The organism is Staphylococcus sp. IVB6181, from assembly GCF_025561445.1.
Classification (GTDB): domain Bacteria; phylum Bacillota; class Bacilli; order Staphylococcales; family Staphylococcaceae; genus Staphylococcus; species Staphylococcus simulans_B.
This window is the reverse complement of sequence record NZ_CP095096.1, coordinates 2,486,221-2,504,548: the sequence shown is the minus strand read 5'-3', so window position 1 is coordinate 2,504,548 and position 18,328 is coordinate 2,486,221. Positions and strand designations below refer to the sequence as shown.

Here is an 18,328-nt window from a genome sequence, read left to right as displayed (position 1 = left end):
AAGGGAGGACTCTGATTATGCCTCGTAAAGGATCAGTACCAAAAAGAGACGTTTTACCAGATCCAATTCACAACTCTAAGTTAGTGACAAAATTGATTAACAAAATCATGTTAGATGGTAAGCGCGGAACAGCTCAAAGAATTCTTTATTCAGCATTCGACCTTGTACAAGAACGCAGTGGTCGCGACGCAATGGAAGTATTCGATGAAGCAATCAACAACATCATGCCAGTATTAGAAGTTAAAGCTCGCCGTGTAGGTGGCTCTAACTACCAAGTACCTGTTGAAGTACGTCCAGAACGTCGTACTACTTTAGGTTTACGTTGGTTAGTGAACTATTCACGTCTTCGTGGTGAAAAAACTATGGAAGAACGTTTAGCTAACGAAATCTTAGATGCAGCTAACAACACAGGCGGCGCAGTTAAGAAACGTGAAGATGTACACAAAATGGCTGAAGCGAACAAAGCATTCGCTCACTACCGCTGGTAAGATTCAAGGTTTAACCCTGAGTATGTTCGCATGGTACTACCATAGGCATGCTTAGGGCATCGCCATATACAAAGTATTTACTCAGTAATTACTGGAAGGAGAAACAATACAATGGCTAGAGACTTTTCTTTGGAAAAAACTCGTAACATTGGTATCATGGCTCACATTGACGCAGGTAAAACAACGACTACTGAACGTATCCTGTTTTACACTGGACGTATCCACAAAATTGGTGAAACTCACGATGGTGGGGCACAAATGGACTGGATGGAACAAGAACAAGACCGTGGTATCACAATCACATCAGCAGCAACAACTGCACAATGGCATGATCATCGTGTCAACATTATCGATACTCCAGGACACGTAGACTTCACAGTTGAAGTTGAACGTTCATTACGTGTACTTGACGGTGCGGTTACAGTACTTGATGCGCAATCAGGTGTTGAACCACAAACTGAAACAGTTTGGCGTCAGGCTACTACTTATGGAGTTCCTCGTATCGTATTCGTAAACAAAATGGACAAATTAGGTGCTAACTTCGAATATGCAGTAAGTACTTTACACGATCGTTTAGACGCTAACGCTCAAGCGATCCAATTACCAATTGGTGCCGAAGACGAATTTGAAGCTATCATTGACTTAGTTCAAATGAAATGTTTCCAATACAATGGTGACTTTGGTGAAGAAGTAGTAGAAATCGAAATTCCAGACGACTACAAAGACAAAGCAGCTGAAGCGCGTGAAACATTAATCGAATCAGTAGCTGAAGTTAACGAAGAGTTAATGGAAAAATATTTAGAAGGCGAAGAAATTTCAGTTGATGAATTGAAAAAAGCTATTCGTCAAGCAACTCTAGATATCGAATTCTACCCAGTACTTTGCGGTACTGCTTTCAAAAACAAAGGTGTTCAATTAATGCTTGACGCAGTAATTGACTACTTACCATCACCATTAGATGTTAAACCAATCGTTGGTCACCGTGCTAGCAACCCTGATGAAGAAATCATTGCTAGAGCAGATGACGATGCAGAATTCGCTGCATTAGCATTCAAAGTTATGACTGACCCTTACGTTGGTAAATTAACATTCTTCCGTGTGTACTCAGGTACAATGAACTCTGGTTCATACGTGAAAAACTCTACTAAAGATAAACGTGAACGTGTAGGTCGTTTATTACAAATGCACGCTAACACTCGTAAAGAAATCAGCACAGTTTACTCAGGCGATATCGCTGCTGCGGTAGGTCTTAAAGAAACTGGTACTGGTGATACTTTATGCGGTGAGAAAAATGACATTATCTTGGAATCAATGGAATTCCCAGAACCTGTTATTCACTTATCAGTAGAACCAAAATCTAAAGCTGACCAAGATAAAATGACTCAAGCTTTAGTTAAATTACAAGAAGAAGACCCAACATTCCATGCACACACTGATGAAGAAACTGGACAAGTTATCATCGGCGGTATGGGTGAACTTCACTTAGACATTCTTGTAGACCGTATGAAAAAAGAATTTAACGTTGAAGCTAACGTTGGTGCGCCAATGGTTTCATACCGTGAAACATTCAAAACACCAGCAAAAGTTCAAGGTAAATTCTCTCGTCAATCTGGTGGTCGTGGTCAATATGGTGACGTTCATATTGAATTCACTCCAAACGAAGTTGGAGCAGGTTTCGAATTCGAAAACGCTATCGTTGGTGGTGTAGTTCCACGTGAATACATTCCATCAGTTGAAGCTGGTCTTAAAGATGCTATGGAAAACGGTGTATTAGCTGGTTATCCATTAATCGACGTAAAAGCTAAACTTTACGATGGTTCTTACCATGATGTCGATTCATCTGAAATGGCCTTCAAAATCGCTGCTTCATTAGCACTTAAAGAAGCTGCTAAAGTTGCAGATCCAGTAATCTTAGAACCAATGATGAAAGTTGAAATCTTAATGCCTGAAGAATACATGGGCGACATCATGGGTGACGTAACAGCTCGCCGTGGACGCGTAGATGGTATGGAACCACGTGGTAATGCTCAAATGGTTCGTGCATACGTACCGCTTTCAGAAATGTTCGGTTACGCAACTTCATTACGTTCTAACACTCAAGGTCGCGGTACTTACACTATGTACTTCGATCACTATGAGGAAGTTCCAAAATCAATTTCTGAAGAAATCATCAAGAAAAATAAAGGTGAATAATTGATTCATCTTTAGTTCTGAGCCAAGTTTCTGCTTGGCAGGGTTCCTTAATTGATTTTTTGAACCAAATGCTTTATAAAGGAATTAGCCCTTTACAACTTAACAATCAGCTCTCATGGTGGTGAGAAACTATCATGAGAGATAATTTAAATAACTTTTTAACAAGAAGAGGAGAGATTTCATAATGGCTAAAGAAAAATTCGATCGCTCAAAAGAACATGCCAATATTGGTACTATCGGTCACGTTGACCATGGTAAAACAACTTTAACAGCTGCTATCGCAACTGTATTAGCAAAAAATGGTGACACTGTAGCACAATCATACGACATGATTGACAACGCTCCAGAAGAAAAAGAACGTGGTATTACAATCAATACTTCACACATCGAGTATCAAACTGACAAACGTCACTATGCTCACGTTGACTGCCCAGGACACGCTGACTATGTTAAAAACATGATCACTGGTGCTGCTCAAATGGACGGCGGTATCTTAGTAGTATCTGCTGCAGATGGTCCAATGCCACAAACTCGTGAACACATTCTTTTATCACGTAACGTTGGTGTACCAGCTTTAGTTGTATTCTTAAACAAAGCTGACATGGTTGATGACGAAGAATTATTAGAATTAGTTGAAATGGAAGTTCGTGACTTATTATCTGAATACGACTTCCCTGGTGACGATGTACCAGTTATCGTTGGTTCTGCATTAAAAGCTATAGAAGGCGACCCAGAATACGAACAAAAAATCTTAGACTTAATGCAAGCTGTAGATGACTACATTCCAACTCCAGAACGTGACTCTGATAAACCATTCATGATGCCAGTTGAGGACGTATTCTCAATCACTGGTCGTGGTACTGTAGCTACAGGCCGTGTTGAACGTGGTCAAATCAAAGTCGGTGAAGAAGTTGAAATCATCGGTATCACAGAAGAAAGCAAAAAAACAACAGTTACAGGTGTAGAAATGTTCCGTAAATTATTAGACTACGCTGAAGCTGGTGACAACATTGGTGCTTTATTACGTGGTGTTGCACGTGAAGATGTACAACGTGGACAAGTATTAGCAGCTCCTGGCTCTATTACTCCACACACTAAATTCAAAGCTGATGTTTATGTTTTATCTAAAGATGAAGGTGGACGTCACACTCCTTTCTTCACTAACTACCGCCCACAATTCTACTTCCGTACTACTGACGTAACAGGCGTTGTTAACTTACCAGAAGGTACTGAAATGGTAATGCCTGGGGATAACGTAGAAATGACTGTTGAATTAATCGCTCCAATCGCGATTGAAGACGGTACTCGTTTCTCTATCCGTGAAGGTGGACGTACTGTAGGATCAGGCGTTGTTACTGAAATCCAAGCATAATTTCGACTAGCTTAGTTGAATTTATAATAAAGGGTCTCTCTTATGAGGGACTCTTTTTTTACATAATAAAGCAGCAATGCGGCCTTTTACGGTGTGCATTGCTGCTTTGTGTTTATAAATATTATTAATCCAGTTTGCTTTGATTATAGCCTCTCAGGAGATAACACAGTTTCAAGTTCGAGTATTTTCAAGAATTCTGCTGCCGCATATTTAAGTGCAGCTTCATCAATATCGAAATAAGGACTATGGTGCGGGTAGTCAGTACCTTTTTGAGCATTGCCGCAGCCTGTTAAGAAGAATGCGCCAGGTCTGACACGTTGATACGCAGAGAAGTCTTCTCCGACCATCATCATTTCTGCTTCTGTAAATCTTAAATTAGAGTCATGTGCTGCTTGTTTTACTGTTTCATACGCTTGTTCATTATTATGAACAGGAACATAACCGCGTTCGTAATCTAGTGTATATTCGATATCATTTGCGACTGCTAAACCTTGCAAGAGTTTATTGAGTTTATTCATAATGTGGGTCTGCAGTTCTGAATCGAATGTTCTTACGGTACCGCGGCAGATAGCTGAGTCAGGGATAACGCTGTCTGATGCACCTGCTTGAATCATACCGAATGTCACCACAGCTTGTTTAATCGGGTCTACAGTACGAGAAACAATCTTTTGCGCACTTAAGATAAATTCAGCTAAGATGACAATCGGATCAATTGTTTCATGCGGTTTTGCGCCATGTCCGCCTTTACCTTGAATACTGACAGTAAATTCATCAGGTGATGCCATCATAGCACCAGGGCGTGAATAGATGATGCCTGTGGGATAACCGCTCCATAAGTGGTTGCCGTAAACACGGTCTACACCGTCTAAAGCACCATCATCAATCATTTGCTGGGCACCGCCCGGGACAATTTCTTCGCCGTATTGGAAGATTAAAACGACATTGCCTTTTAAATAGGCTAAGTTTTCATTAATAATTTGTGCCACACCTAATAAGATAGCCGTATGTCCATCATGTCCGCATGCGTGCATGCAGCCTTCGTTTTTAGAACGGTAGGGCTTATCGTTTAATTCAGTGATCGGCAATGCATCAAAGTCAGCACGCAGCGCAACAGTCGGCCCTTCTTCTTGTCCTTTAAACGTTGCGACAATCCCGTTTTTACCGACAGGACGGCGGATATCACAAGCAAGCTGTTCGAGCTGATTGACGATATAATCATGTGTGTTGTGTTCTTCGAAAGAGAGTTCTGGATATTGATGCAGATGTCTTCTGATTTGAATCATAGACTTCTCTTTCTCTTGTGCAAGTTGATACCAATTAATCATGGTATTCACCTCTTCTGTAATTAGTATAGATGTACTTATTATAGCACGGACCCTTTGATTTAAACCCGAAAGGGGAAAGGCGATGTTTTCAAACATTGAAAATGCTAAAAAATGCGAATTTAAAGTTATTTGAAAGTACTCAGCTTTTCTAAAAGAATAAAATGCGTTATGATATATGTAATCAAACACAAGGGGGATTTACTACCAATGGTTCAATCATTACACAATTTTTTAAGTGAAAATATCCAGCATTTAAAAGATAACGGACTTTACAACGAAATTGACACAATTGAGGGTGCAAACGGACCGGAAATTACAATTAACGGTAAAAACTACATCAACTTATCTTCAAACAACTACTTAGGATTAGCAACAAACGAAGATCTTAAAGAAGTAGCAAAAAAAGCAATTGATAAATACGGTGTAGGTGCAGGTGCTGTACGTTCAATCAACGGTACTTTAGATGTGCATGATGAATTAGAAAAAACATTAGCAGAGTTCAAAGGTACTGAAGCAGCAATCGCATACCAATCTGGTTTCAACTGTAACATGGCTGCGATTTCAGCAGTTATGAACAAAAACGATGCAATTTTTTCTGATGAATTAAACCATGCCTCTATCATTGACGGCTGCCGTTTATCAAAAGCTAAAATCATTCGTGTGAACCACTCAGATATGGATGATTTACGTCAAAAAGCAAAAGAAGCGGTTGAATCAGGCCAATACAACAAAGTTATGTACATTACTGATGGTGTCTTCAGTATGGACGGCGACGTTGCGAAATTACCTGAAATCGTTGAAATTGCGGAAGAGTACGGTTTAATCACTTACGTTGATGACGCACATGGTTCAGGTGTGATGGGCAAAGGTGCCGGTACAGTTAAACATTTCGGCTTGCAAGATAAAATCGATTTCCAAATCGGTACACTTTCTAAAGCAATCGGTGTTGTAGGCGGTTATGTAGCTGGCTCTCAAGAATTAATCGACTGGTTAAAAGTACAATCTCGTCCATTCTTATTCTCAACTTCATTAACTCCAGAATCTTCAGCAGCAATTATCGCAGCAGTACGCAAATTAATGGATTCTACAGAGTTGCATGACAAGCTTTGGGAAAATGGCGACTACCTTAAAGAAGGCTTGAAAAAATTAGGCTATGATATCGGAAACTCAGATACTCCGATTACACCAGTAATCATTGGTGATGAAAAGAAAACACAAGAATTCAGTTCACGCTTAAAAGATGAAGGCGTTTATGTAAAATCAATCGTCTTCCCAACTGTTCCAAGAGGTACAGGCCGTGTACGCAACATGCCTACAGCTGCACACACTAAAGAAATGTTAGATGATGCTTTAGCAGCATACGAAAAAGTAGGTAAAGAATTAGGTATTATTTAATAACAAGTATGAAAAGAAGCGGAAAAGTTCAAGGATGAGCTTTTCCGCTTTATTTTTTGTGTTTTAAGAGTTTTATGTGTTCTGGTTTGTTCATAAATTATATTAAGCATCAGGTTCTGCTTCTGTTAAATCAGTAAAGTTCAACTCAGGTTTGACGACATATGACTTTTCTTCTCTAGACGACAACAATTCTTCGGTAAGTTTGATTTTATAAATATTATTGCTGCTGTAGTCTTTGAAATAATAAGTTAAATGATGTGTATCTGCTATGGCTTGATATTGCGTGTAATAAATTGTGCCTTCGTCTAAGACAATACCGCGCGGAATACTGACAGTATCCAACAGTTTGAAAAGGTTATTCAAACGTTTGCGATCATCTTCTGTATCTTCGATAAATTGTCTGAAGTGTGCCATTTTCACAAAACGAGATGGTGAAGTATAACCGCCTGGCAATGTTTCAGTACCTGCTTCTACACCTAAGGGACGTATAGTTTCAATCCCAAGCAAAGAAGGTGAAGGTGCTTCGACATTGAAGTTGGTATATTGTCTTAAGTTTTGGTAGTGCCATTCGAGATTCGGATTATTTGTTAAGACACGGACAGGATTTTCTTTAATGATGAGCTGCCCATCTGCAGGAATCACTACAACACTTTGTCCTGTTTGATCTGTGACCATAAAGTGAAGCGGCGGTGCACTATCTAAAGCGGGATTGACTTGTTTTAATAATCGTACACTATCCACTTGTTCCTTGAGTTCTTTAATAGAATCATTCATGCCTAATGCCCACATAATAAATTCTTCCGGTTCTAAATTAATGTTGTCGCTGGAAGTAGATGTGGCATAAGATGCTTCTTCTTGATAATAAAGCACTGAAACAGCTAAGCCTTGTTCATTTACACCATCCGCAAAAACAACACCATTCACAGTCATTGCAGTACCGACAAAGCCGTAATCTAATGTAAAGTCGCGACCATTCATTGTCGTCCAATCATGATGTCTTGGAATGACTTTAGGAAATGAGTTTAACGCAAAAGAAAAATCCATGGTGCGTGCTAAATAATTGCTGTCGTACTGCGATGTATAAGTTAAGCTTGTACACATAATGAGTGCCTCCTTAGTTTGAGCAATGTTTACGTGAAATTGTTAGAATAAGCATAACATGAAGGAAGAACGATTATCGAATTAAAGGAAGAAGCGAAAGAGGGGAAGAGATATGAAAATAACAACATGCGAAGATGCAGCGTTATTAGCACGCCTGAATACAAATGTACACACTTTGCATCATCAAGCCTATCCAGATATCTTCAAACCCTACCATTATTTAGATACATTAGATTTGTTTCAAAAGCTGATTGAGCGTCCAGAACATTATTTGCTAGTCGCAACAGAGAAAGAAGAAGCAGTAGGTTACGTCTGGTGTCAGGTGCTTACTTTGACTGAAACACCTTTTCGCTATGCGCAAAAGACTTTATATGTACATCAAATCGGTATAGAACCTGAGTATCAAAATAACGGGTATGGACATGCGCTTATGGATTATATTGAAAATATTGCAGTTCAAGAAGCATGCGATACAGTAGAATTGGATTACTGGGTGCAAAATGATCATGCGGCTTTATTTTATGAAAAAGAAGGCTATGAAACTTTACGGCACTGTTGTCGCAAAAAACTTTAAAATGTATGTGTATATTAAAATTGTGGGTAAAAACGATGAATTAGTGGAAAATTGCAATATGCAAATGTAAGCGCTTTACTTATCTTTGTATATATGATATATACAATAGTAAGGAGATATAGTAAAATATATTCAAATAGAAACAGAATGTACATCTCAGAAATACACCTTGTCTTTATAAAAACACACTCAAATTCAAGGGGATGAAATTCATGAAAAGAATTATGATTACTGGTGCACTTGGCCAAATCGGTACGGAACTTGTATTGAAATGTCGTGAAATTTACGGAACAGATAATGTATTGGCGACAGATATCAGAGAGCCTGAAGCAGACTCTCCAATCAAGGAAGGAGCATTCGAAATTCTTGATGTGACAGATATAGAGCGTATGAAGAAAATCGTTTCTGAGTTTAAACCGGATGCGATGATGCACATGGCTGCATTACTTTCAGCAACTGCTGAAAAGAACCCGCAGCTTGCTTGGAATATCAACATGGGCGGTTTAGTCAATGCGTTAGAAACAGCACGTGAATATGACTTGCAATTCTTTACACCAAGTTCAATCGGTGCATTCGGACCGACAACACCTAAGAAAGATACACCTGCACTTACAATCCAACGTCCAACTTCAATGTATGGGGTAAATAAAGTATCGGGAGAATTGTTATGTGAGTATTACCATACTAAATTCGGTGTGGATACACGCAGTGTACGTTTCCCAGGTTTAATCTCATATGTTAAAGAACCAGGCGGCGGAACTACAGACTATGCCGTTGAAATTTACTTTGAAGCAGTACGTAAGGGAGAATACACTAGCTTCATCGATAAAGGCACATACATGGACATGATGTTTATGGATGATGCGATTGATGCAATTATTAAATTAATGGAAGCACCTGAAGGTGAATTAAAACATCGTTGTGCTTTCAACTTAAGCGGTATGAGCTTTGAACCAGAAGAAATCGCAGCATCTATTCAAAAACACATTCCAGACTTTAAATTAAGTTACGATGTAGATCCTGTACGTCAAGGTATTGCGGACAGCTGGCCGGATGCGATCGACACAAGCTGTTCAAGAGACGAATGGGGCTTCGCACCAAAATATGACTTAGATAAAATGACTGAAGCTATGTTAAACGGTGTCAGAGAAAAAGAAGCAGCAGCACAAAAATAAATCATAATAGGTAAAGCGCAAAAGCAGGGCTGAATGTAATTAAAAGGACTTTTGTATCCAGCTTTACTTAACAGACAGGCAATGAAGAAGCAGGTGAAGCGGGTGACCTTGGGTTGAGGTGATTCGCATCACCTGTTTTTTAATTTGTATCCAGTTTTATGATGAAGTTGGAGGAGAACTGAATGAAACAGTTAATAGTACCAAAACACTTAAAAAGAGGAGATACGGTTGCGCTGATTTCACCTTCTTCGGGAGTAGTAGGCGAATCCTTTGTGCAATATCGTGTCCAAACAGCAATTGACCGCTTAAAGACAGTATTCGGTTTGAAAGTAAAAGTGATGCCGAATGCATTGAAGGGTCTGGATTTCGTATATCGCCATCCAGAAAAAAGAGCAGATGATATTCATCAAGCACTCCTAGATGAAGAAGTTAAAGCACTGATTACATTCATCGGCGGTGAAGAATTTATGAGAATTGTACCTTTTCTAGATGAGAAGCTGATTCAGCAGTATCCTAAAATTTTCATGGGCTATTCAGATGCGACATCAATTCATTTGAAGTTTTTCAAAGCAGGAGTACGCAGTTATTATGGTCCAGCTGTTTTAACAGATTTCGCAGAACATATAGAGATGGACGAATATACAACAGATCATATATTCAAAACGCTGTTTGCCAACCAGATTATCGGAAATATCGACACTGCTCCTTATTACCGTCAATTCGGTTTGAAGTGGGGGAAACAAAGCCGCTTTGTATCACGGCCGAAAATCGAAAATACAGGTTATGAAGTGATTAATGGCAATGGTATTGCTGAAGGAAAGTTAATAGGCGGTTGTTTTGAAGTTCTTAATAACTTGAGAGGTACATCTGTATTTCCTGAAATTGAAGCATTTGAAAATAGTATATTATTTGTGGAAAACTCTGAATCACAATTACCGCCATACTTTTTAAAACAAGCGCTGCGTTCTTTTATTTACATGGGAATATTCGATAAAATCAGTGGTGTAATTATTGGAAAGCCTCAGAAAATTGAGCAAGCACAAATGATTAAAACAATATGGCAAGATGTCTTAAAAGAAAACGGCTATGATGATTTGATTGTTATGTTTAATGCAAGTTTCGGCCATAATGAACCTAAATGTATTTTGCCGTACGGTGCGCAAGCAGTATTAAATACCGAGATGCCTTCATTTTCGATTTCAGAACAAGGATGCAAGTAGAGAAATTATCTGCAAGAAAGCAGGCTTCTTAGTAATTGCTACCCCTCACAGTTGCATTCATCTATCTACTGTACAATAATGGAGATGTAAACAATTTTAGTGACATGCCTCTTCAATCAATGAAACAAATACATAGGGGGAAAATGACAGGGAATACTGTTGATGTATCATTTTGATTAGGGGTATATTTTTGAAATTTTCTAAAAACTCATTGAATACAAGGTGTTTGATTGCTATACTTTTAGTATTATCTTATTTATAAGCAAATTTTTAGGAGGCAAAAATCATGTCAGAAAATGTTAAATTCGAGAAACGTGAAGAACTTAAACAAAAACCAGATCCAAGCAACTTAGGATTCGGTCAACACTTCACAGACTATATGTTAAGTTACGACTACGATGAAGATAAAGGTGGTTGGCATGATTTGAAGATTACACCTTATGCACCGATCGAATTAGATCCAGCTGCACAAGGACTTCATTATGGCCAAGCTGTCTTTGAAGGTCTAAAAGCATATAAACATAATGGAGAAGTTGATTTATTCAGACCAGACCAAAACTTCAAACGTATTAACCAATCATTAGCACGTTTAGAAATGCCTCAAATCGATGAAGAATTATTATTAGAAGGCTTAAAAGAACTTGTTAATGTTGAACGTGATTGGGTACCTGAAGGCGAAGGACAATCATTATACATTCGTCCATTCATATTTGCGACTGAAGCAGGTTTAGGTGTGCACCCAGCAACACACTACAAATTATTAATCATCTTATCACCATCAGGTTCATACTATGGCGGAGATGCATTAAAACCTACACGTATCTATGTTGAAGACAAATACGTTCGTGCCGTACGCGGCGGTGTTGGTTTCGCTAAAGTTGCTGGTAACTACGCAGCAAGTTTATTAGCACAATCTAACGCAAACAAAGAAGGCTACGACCAAGTATTATGGTTAGACGGTGTAGAACAAAAATACATCGAAGAAGTCGGAAGCATGAACATCTTCTTCGTTGAAAACGGCGTACTTGTTACACCAAAATTAAACGGCAGTATCTTACCTGGTATTACACGTAAAACAGTAATCGAACTTGCAAAAGAATTAGGTTACAAAGTTGAAGAACGCCGTGTTTCTGTTGATGAATTATTCGAAGCATACGACAGAGGCGAATTAGACGAAGTCTTCGGTACAGGTACAGCTGCAGTTATCTCACCTGTAGGTACTTTAAAATATGAAGACCGTGAAATCACTATCAACAACAACGAAACAGGTAAAATTACGCAACACTTATATGACCAATACACTGGTATTCAAAGCGGTAAATTAGAAGATAAACACGGCTGGAGAGTTGTGGTCCCTAAACACTAATATGAAGCAGATGAATAAGTCGGAAATCGCAATACAGTGCGGTTTTCGGCTTATTCTTTTTTGTTTTGGTTCGATAGAAGTATGTTTCTGATTGTATTTTTATTTACAAGTGTCCGTCCTGTTGTATAATTGGAAATGATTATCGACAGAGGTGCTTTTATGAGATATATTTTGATTGCGATTGGACTCATCGCTGCAATTGTCGGGTTTATCGGAATTGTTGTTCCTTTATTGCCGACTACACCTTTTTTACTTTTAGCAGCTGTCTGTTTCTCTAGAAGCTCAGAGAGATTTAATCGATGGTTAGTCAATACAAAAATTTACGGCGAATATGTCGAGAGCTTTAAAAGAGATAGAGGCTTCACTTTAAAGAAGAAATTTAAGATATTGATGAGTTTGTATATAGTGATTGCTTTTTCAATTTTTATGATAGAACACAGTTTAGTGAGAATCGGCTTATTGATTATGGTAACGATTCAAACAGTTGTCTTGTTTACTTTGGTAAAAACTTTGCCGGAAGATTCGAAAGAAGATAAACAGCGTTAAGCTGAAACGGTTTGAAATAGGATGATTCAAAGTCTTGTATCCAGTTTTCGGAGACAAGGCTTTTTTAAATTTCCTTCATTTCAGCCGAACTGATAAAATGGGATAAAAGGTTATAGAAAGAAGTGAAATCATTGGTAATTAAGTGGATCTTATTTGATAAAGACGGAACATTAATCGATTTTGATATGAGCTGGATGAAAATTGGTATTCAAATGGTAGACCAATTTGTTGAGCGCTTTATTTCGGATGAAGATCAAGCACACGCGTATCAAACATTAGGTGTAAATAAAGAGACAAATCAAATTGAACCAGGGACACCGATGGCATGTGGTTCACTTGATGAAATTATTCAAAATTTCAATGCGCTGGCAGGTGAAGATGTAGGTGAATGGACGCGTCAAACCAGTCAATATTTGATTGATCACAGAGAACCTGAAATCAAATGGATTGAGGGTATGGTAGAAGCATTAGAAACTTTAAAAGCACAAGGCTATCGCATCGGTATTATTACCAGCGACACTAAAAAAGGAACAGATCAATTTATAGAGGCGACCGATACAGAAGCTTTCTTTGATTTAGTCATATCTACAGAAGCCAATGCGGCTGAGAAACCTGACCCTGCTGTATTAAACCCGCTCTTTGACCAAGAGAAGGGGCTTAAAGCAGAAGAAATCGCAATTGTGGGCGATAACCCTAATGATATCCAAACGGCTGTTAATGCCCATCTAGGCCTTTCTGTAGCGGTGTTGACCGGTGTAGGACAAGCACATGAATTTAAACAAGCCGATTATGTCGTTGAAACAGCCCCTGAAGTGGTGAATATCTTAAAAGGGCAATCATCAGATAAAGAATAACAGCGCAGATGCATAAAAAGAGGTGATTAACATGAGCAATCCAGGCACAGTAGCAGATGGACGCTACGCAGAATATCAAGGAGAAGTGTTTCGGGTATTGAATGATTCCGGCAAAACATTACATTTAGTGACTGAAGATACCAGTGCACGTGCTTTAGGCTTTGAAGCTAAGACCACTAAGCATTCAAGCCATACACTCTATTATAAAGATGTAGCACGCCATGAAGTGGAAGCACTATATGATCTTAAACATGAAGCACGCTACGGCGGTACTTTATTTGATTTGTATTTTGATATGCAAGGTCAAAGTTATATGGGGACCAGCGATGTAAACAAAGCTGAAGCTTTCGGTTTAACAGAAAAGGATGAGGGCTATTTCAGTAAAGCTGTCAATGATGATGAATATGAACCTGTTATTTATCGCGAGGAATTAGAAATATAATTAATGTTGGAGGGGTGATATGATGCGTCAATTAATTTTATTTGATTTTGACGAAACGTATTATAAACATCAAACCACGAAAGAAGATATTCCACAACTGCGTGAACTTGAATCGACATTGCGACTGGCTGAAGACAAGCATCAAGTGATTACTGCGGTGCTATCCGGCAGTATCTTTGAAAGCATCATGGAGAAAATGAAAAATGCTGAAATGGAGTATAAACCGCACTTTATCTTTTCTGATTTATGTTCAAAACTATTTGAGCGAGATGATAAAGGTGTGTACCATCGTTCTAAAGACTATGGCCAAGCTGTTTCAGAAACAACATTCACTAAAGAAAAAGTCGATGAAATTATCAACGACTTTGAGTCTGAACACCACGTTGAACTTCATCCGCAAAGAGCCTTCAGAGATGAAGAAACATTGTATGAATACTATTATTATGCACAAGGTGATGAAGCGCAAGATGCGCAGTATTTAAAAGATTTACAAGATAAAGCCGCAGCTTATGATTATGCTGTACATTATAATAAAACGAATCCTAAAGCAGGCGACCCTGAAGATGCCTATGATGTACACTTCACACCGAAAAATGCTGGAAAGTTATTTGCTGTGCGTTATCTGTTAGATATGTATGACCTTGATTCAGAAGGAGTACTAGGTTTCGGTGACAGTGGTAATGATGAGGTTTATCTCAGTCATATCGGTTATCCGTTTGTAATGCATAACAGCACAGATGATGAAATGAAAGAGAAATTCCCAGTTACACATTATGATTATTATAAAGGATTAAATGATGAAATTAAGCGGTTCTTTGATAAACAAATTAATACAGATTGATTCAGAGTAAAAGAAAATCATGTATCTCACTCAGCTAAGAGAAGAGATACATGATTTTTTGGCTGCTTATTATTTTCTCGGATCTACATTACGATGGATATCAATGATATGCGCAATTTTATCCAGCACCGGATCTAAGGTATCTGGGCTTTCATGCAAATCGTATTCGTTGATGTTCACGCGTACGACAGGGCAGGCATTGAAACTTGAAATCCATGCTTCATAACGACGGAAGAGTTTCTTCCAGTATTCTGGATCTGTATCGATTTCCATTTGGCGTCCGCGTTGTCGAATACGTTCAATGACTTCGTCATAATCGCATTCAAGATAAATTAAAATGTCAGGTTTTGGGAAGTAAGGTGTCATGACCATCGCTTCAAACAACTCTGAATAGGTTTTGAAGTCTTCTGGCGACATTGTACCTTGTTCTTCATGCATTTTCGCGAAGATATCAACGTCTTCATAAATGGAACGGTCTTGAATGAAACCGCCGCCGTATTCAAACATACGTTTTTGTTCTTTGAAACGTTCTGCCAAGAAATAGATTTGAAGATGGAAACTCCAACGTTCAAAATTATCGTAGAACTTATCAAGGTATGGATTATGATCCACATTCTCAAAAGAAGTGCGGAAATTTAATTTTTCAGCTAAAGCACGTGTTAAGCTGGATTTACCAACGCCCACGGTACCTGCGATAGTAATCACTGCATCTTGAGGGATACCGTAATTATTCATGCGTGTTGCCTCCTATCATTGATTGGACAATGTTTAATATATTGTTGTAATCGTCTGGGCGATTAACGAAATCGATATTTGTTGTATTGATGCGGATGACTTGTTTGCCTTGTTGTTTTAAATATTGATAAAAACGGTAATAAGCATCTTTTAAGTTCAACAGATAATCGTCTTCGATTTGTGCTTCAAAACTGCGGTTGCGCTTTGCGATACGCTGTTTTAACACGTCTAAATCAGCATCGAGAAAAACAACAATATCCGGCATCATCAAATCTTCAGTTAAAATATCAAAGATACGATCAAATTTATGGTACTCTGTATCTGTCAAAGTTTGACGTGCAAAAATTTTATTCTTATAAACATGATAATCGCCGACAATACCTTTGTTATGATGTTTGAGGTCTTGAACTTGTTTATAGCGATTGCACAAGAAGAACATTTCTGTTTGGAAACTCCATTTTGAAATGTCGTCATAGAAATCGGACAAGAAGGGGTTCTCATCCACAATTTCTTGTGCTTCATGGTAGTTAAGAGATTGACTTAATAAGTGTGCTAATGAGGATTTGCCTACTCCTATAGGTCCTTCAATAGCGATATAAGGTTGATTCATAAACAACACTCCAAGTGTTAAAATAGACAATAGATATTGTATCACATGGTAAGGGATTGAACCTATGACATTAGATGAAAAATATATGAAAATCGCATTAGACGAAGCAAAAAAAGCACAAGCCATCGGGGAAGTGCCGATTGGTGCTGTGATGGTTAAAGACGATGAAATTATAGCACGTGCACATAACTTAAGAGAAACCATTCAACTTCCGACGGCACATGCAGAACATATAGTAATAGAGAAAGCAGCAGAAGCGGTAGGCAGCTGGCGTTTAGAAGGGTGTACGCTTTATGTTACTTTAGAACCTTGTGTGATGTGTTCAGGCGCTATTGTTATGAGTCGGATACCTAGAGTGGTATATGGAGCAACAGATCCGAAAGGCGGATGCAGCGGCAGTTTAATGGACTTGCTTCAAGAAGAACGTTTCAACCACCGTGCTGAAGTAGTGAGCGGTGTATTAGAAGAAGAATGCGGACAAATTTTAAAAGACTTCTTTAAACAATTAAGAGATAAGAAAAAAAGCAGCAAAGCAACAAAGAACAAAAGAATGATCAAACATCTTTCAGGATATAATTAAAATAAGCAAATAAGACAGACGAACTCTTGTGAGTGTACTGCACCCCAAAAGTTGAACCTACAAAATTCAACTTTTGGGGTGTTTAATTATGAATAAAAGTTATAGTTTAGATTTCAAACTTAAAATATTACAAGAATACAAAAGCGGGCAAATTGGTTATGGTTCATTAGCTAAAAAGTACAATATTCATCATTCTTATATCGAAAGATGGATCTATCAGTACGATACCTTCGGTATTCAAGGTCTTACTTTTGGTATGACAAAAAGAAAATATTCAAAAGAAGAAAAATGTGAAATCATAGAATACCGATTGGAACATCATTTATCGTATAAAGAAACTGCGAAAATATTTAATATTCCTAACCCTTCCTTAATTGCTCAATGGCAGAAGAAATTTAATGAGTATGGTATTCTTGGCTTAAAACCAAAACCGAAAGGTCGTGTGTCCAAAGCCATGAAAAATAAGAAGAGTGAACCGTCTAACCAACCATTAAACGAAACTGAAAGAGAAGAACTTGAAAGACTACGTTATGAAAATAAATTGTTGGAAATCCAAATTGAACTCGAAAAAAAGTTACAATCCTTAGCTCGAAAAAATCAAACAAAGAAATAGTTTCAGCTATTATTGAGTTAAGGAAAGAGAAAGATTATCAGCTGAATCATATTCTAAAAGTAGCCAATATAGCTAAAAGCAGCTATCATTATTGGAAAAACAATTTAGGTTTAAAAGAGTATAAGGATGCACCTCTGCTGAAGTTGATTAAAGAAATTATCGAAAAAAATCATGAACGTGTTGGTTATCGTAGAATTACTTTAGAGCTTCATGCAATGGGGATTATAGTTAATCATAAGAAAGTTTTAAGAATAACAAGAGAAAATAAACTTTTATGCACAAAGTTTAACCATAGAAGCAGAAACTATAAATCTTATAAAGGAAGCACTGGAAAAGTCGCTAAAAATATACTAAATCGAAGATTTGTATCAGATAGACCTTATCAAAAATTATTAACAGATATTACTCAATTCAATATTAAGAATACAAATACAAAGCTTTATTTGTCACCTGTTTTAGATGTATTTTCAAAAGAAATCATCGCTTATTCTATTAGTAGGCACCCAAATTTAGAATGTGCTTTGTCATCTTTAAATCAGGCTATTAAAAATATACCTGAATTAAATTATCGAACTACAGTACATTCTGATCAAGGTTGGCACTACCAGCATAAAGCTTGGGTAAAAGCGCTCAAAGACAATCATATATTTCAAAGTATGTCGCGTAAAGGGAACTGTTATGATAATTCTCCAATGGAGAATTTCTTTGGCCTATTAAAACAAGAGATGTTTTATGGAGAAGAATTTAATTCTTATGAAGAGTTGGAATTAGAAATACACAAATATATCAATTACTATAATAACGTAAGAAGAAAAGTAAATTTAAAAGGCAAGACTCCTGTTGAATACAGAAATCTTGCCTTAGGAAAATAGCTTAATCAAAAAGTTCAACTTTTTGG

The 18,328-nt window shown here is 37.8% G+C and carries 19 protein-coding genes; 15 read left to right on the top strand and 4 right to left on the bottom strand.

The genetic code is table 11. The annotated features are described in order from the left end of the window. Positions 1 to 17: 17 nt before the first annotated feature. The 3 genes from rpsG to tuf all read left to right on the top strand — a co-directional run bounded on the left by rpsG (position 18) and on the right by tuf (position 4,053). Positions 18 to 488 (top strand): 30S ribosomal protein S7, encoded by a 471-nt coding sequence (gene rpsG, locus MUA90_RS12310; RefSeq protein ID WP_002481335.1) that lies wholly within the window; start codon positions 18 to 20, stop codon positions 486 to 488. Between the two features lie 111 nt (positions 489 to 599). After that, on the top strand, positions 600 to 2,681 hold the full coding sequence (gene fusA, locus MUA90_RS12305) for an elongation factor G (RefSeq protein WP_105993384.1): 2,082 nt from the start codon (positions 600 to 602) through the stop codon (positions 2,679 to 2,681). 184 nt (positions 2,682 to 2,865) lie between these two features. Beyond that, positions 2,866 to 4,053 carry an elongation factor Tu gene (tuf, locus tag MUA90_RS12300; protein WP_262587215.1) on the top strand — a complete coding sequence of 396 codons (1,188 nt, stop codon included), beginning with the start codon at positions 2,866 to 2,868 and terminating at the stop codon, positions 4,051 to 4,053. A 143-nt stretch (positions 4,054 to 4,196) separates the two neighbouring features. Here the strand turns inward: tuf and MUA90_RS12295 are convergent, their stop codons facing one another. Continuing rightward, positions 4,197 to 5,378: a M20 family metallopeptidase gene (locus MUA90_RS12295; protein ID WP_262587213.1), complete on the bottom strand. Its 1,182-nt coding sequence runs from the start codon at positions 5,376 to 5,378 to the stop codon at positions 4,197 to 4,199. Between the two features lie 207 nt (positions 5,379 to 5,585). Here MUA90_RS12295 and MUA90_RS12290 point away from each other — a divergent pair, with 207 nt between their 5' ends. Continuing rightward, positions 5,586 to 6,773: a glycine C-acetyltransferase gene (locus tag MUA90_RS12290; protein ID WP_262587211.1), complete on the top strand. Its 1,188-nt coding sequence runs from the start codon at positions 5,586 to 5,588 to the stop codon at positions 6,771 to 6,773. A 102-nt stretch (positions 6,774 to 6,875) separates the two neighbouring features. Here the strand turns inward: MUA90_RS12290 and MUA90_RS12285 are convergent, their stop codons facing one another. Beyond that, positions 6,876 to 7,874, bottom strand: a complete 999-nt coding sequence (locus MUA90_RS12285) for a choloylglycine hydrolase family protein (RefSeq protein WP_262587209.1) — start codon at positions 7,872 to 7,874, stop codon at positions 6,876 to 6,878. Positions 7,875 to 7,986: 112 nt separating this feature from the next. On the opposite strand from MUA90_RS12285, the gene MUA90_RS12280 reads away from it, so the two are divergent. The 8 genes from MUA90_RS12280 (at position 7,987) to MUA90_RS12245 (ending at position 14,892) form a co-directional block, all read left to right on the top strand. After that, positions 7,987 to 8,448 (top strand): GNAT family N-acetyltransferase, encoded by a 462-nt coding sequence (locus MUA90_RS12280; protein ID WP_262587208.1) that lies wholly within the window; start codon positions 7,987 to 7,989, stop codon positions 8,446 to 8,448. Between the two features lie 212 nt (positions 8,449 to 8,660). Then, a complete protein-coding gene (locus tag MUA90_RS12275; protein ID WP_262587206.1) occupies positions 8,661 to 9,623 on the top strand; it encodes an L-threonine 3-dehydrogenase in 963 nt (320 codons plus the stop codon). Between the two features lie 182 nt (positions 9,624 to 9,805). Next, complete coding sequence (locus MUA90_RS12270; RefSeq protein ID WP_262587204.1) at positions 9,806 to 10,843, top strand: S66 family peptidase; 1,038 nt, start codon at positions 9,806 to 9,808, stop codon at positions 10,841 to 10,843. 286 nt (positions 10,844 to 11,129) lie between these two features. After that, positions 11,130 to 12,209, top strand: a complete 1,080-nt coding sequence (locus tag MUA90_RS12265) for a branched-chain amino acid aminotransferase (protein ID WP_262587203.1) — start codon at positions 11,130 to 11,132, stop codon at positions 12,207 to 12,209. 159 nt (positions 12,210 to 12,368) lie between these two features. Then, positions 12,369 to 12,755: a YbaN family protein gene (locus tag MUA90_RS12260; RefSeq protein WP_114603961.1), complete on the top strand. Its 387-nt coding sequence runs from the start codon at positions 12,369 to 12,371 to the stop codon at positions 12,753 to 12,755. A 137-nt stretch (positions 12,756 to 12,892) separates the two neighbouring features. Next, on the top strand, positions 12,893 to 13,609 hold the full coding sequence (locus MUA90_RS12255; RefSeq protein WP_105993654.1) for an HAD family hydrolase: 717 nt from the start codon (positions 12,893 to 12,895) through the stop codon (positions 13,607 to 13,609). 31 nt (positions 13,610 to 13,640) lie between these two features. Next, on the top strand, positions 13,641 to 14,051 hold the full coding sequence (locus MUA90_RS12250) for a hypothetical protein (RefSeq protein ID WP_262587201.1): 411 nt from the start codon (positions 13,641 to 13,643) through the stop codon (positions 14,049 to 14,051). Positions 14,052 to 14,070: 19 nt separating this feature from the next. Next, positions 14,071 to 14,892, top strand: a complete 822-nt coding sequence (locus MUA90_RS12245; protein WP_262587200.1) for an HAD-IIB family hydrolase — start codon at positions 14,071 to 14,073, stop codon at positions 14,890 to 14,892. Between the two features lie 69 nt (positions 14,893 to 14,961). On the opposite strand, the gene MUA90_RS12240 is transcribed toward MUA90_RS12245, so the two are convergent. After that, complete coding sequence (locus MUA90_RS12240; protein ID WP_114603958.1) at positions 14,962 to 15,627, bottom strand: deoxynucleoside kinase; 666 nt, start codon at positions 15,625 to 15,627, stop codon at positions 14,962 to 14,964. Next, complete coding sequence (locus MUA90_RS12235) at positions 15,620 to 16,237, bottom strand: deoxynucleoside kinase (protein WP_262587198.1); 618 nt, start codon at positions 16,235 to 16,237, stop codon at positions 15,620 to 15,622. Before MUA90_RS12235 ends, MUA90_RS12240 begins: the two co-directional genes overlap by 8 nt. A gap of 64 nt (positions 16,238 to 16,301) precedes the next feature. On the opposite strand from MUA90_RS12235, the gene tadA reads away from it, so the two are divergent. From tadA to MUA90_RS12220, 3 genes are all read left to right on the top strand, one after another. Then, positions 16,302 to 16,817 (top strand): tRNA adenosine(34) deaminase TadA, encoded by a 516-nt coding sequence (tadA, locus tag MUA90_RS12230; RefSeq protein ID WP_262587196.1) that lies wholly within the window; start codon positions 16,302 to 16,304, stop codon positions 16,815 to 16,817. Between the two features lie 88 nt (positions 16,818 to 16,905). Continuing rightward, positions 16,906 to 17,430 (top strand): transposase, encoded by a 525-nt coding sequence (locus MUA90_RS12225; protein WP_262585858.1) that lies wholly within the window; start codon positions 16,906 to 16,908, stop codon positions 17,428 to 17,430. Further along, on the top strand, positions 17,397 to 18,302 hold the full coding sequence (locus MUA90_RS12220) for an IS3 family transposase (protein WP_316959807.1): 906 nt from the start codon (positions 17,397 to 17,399) through the stop codon (positions 18,300 to 18,302). Before MUA90_RS12225 ends, MUA90_RS12220 begins: the two co-directional genes overlap by 34 nt. Positions 18,303 to 18,328 lie beyond the last annotated feature (26 nt).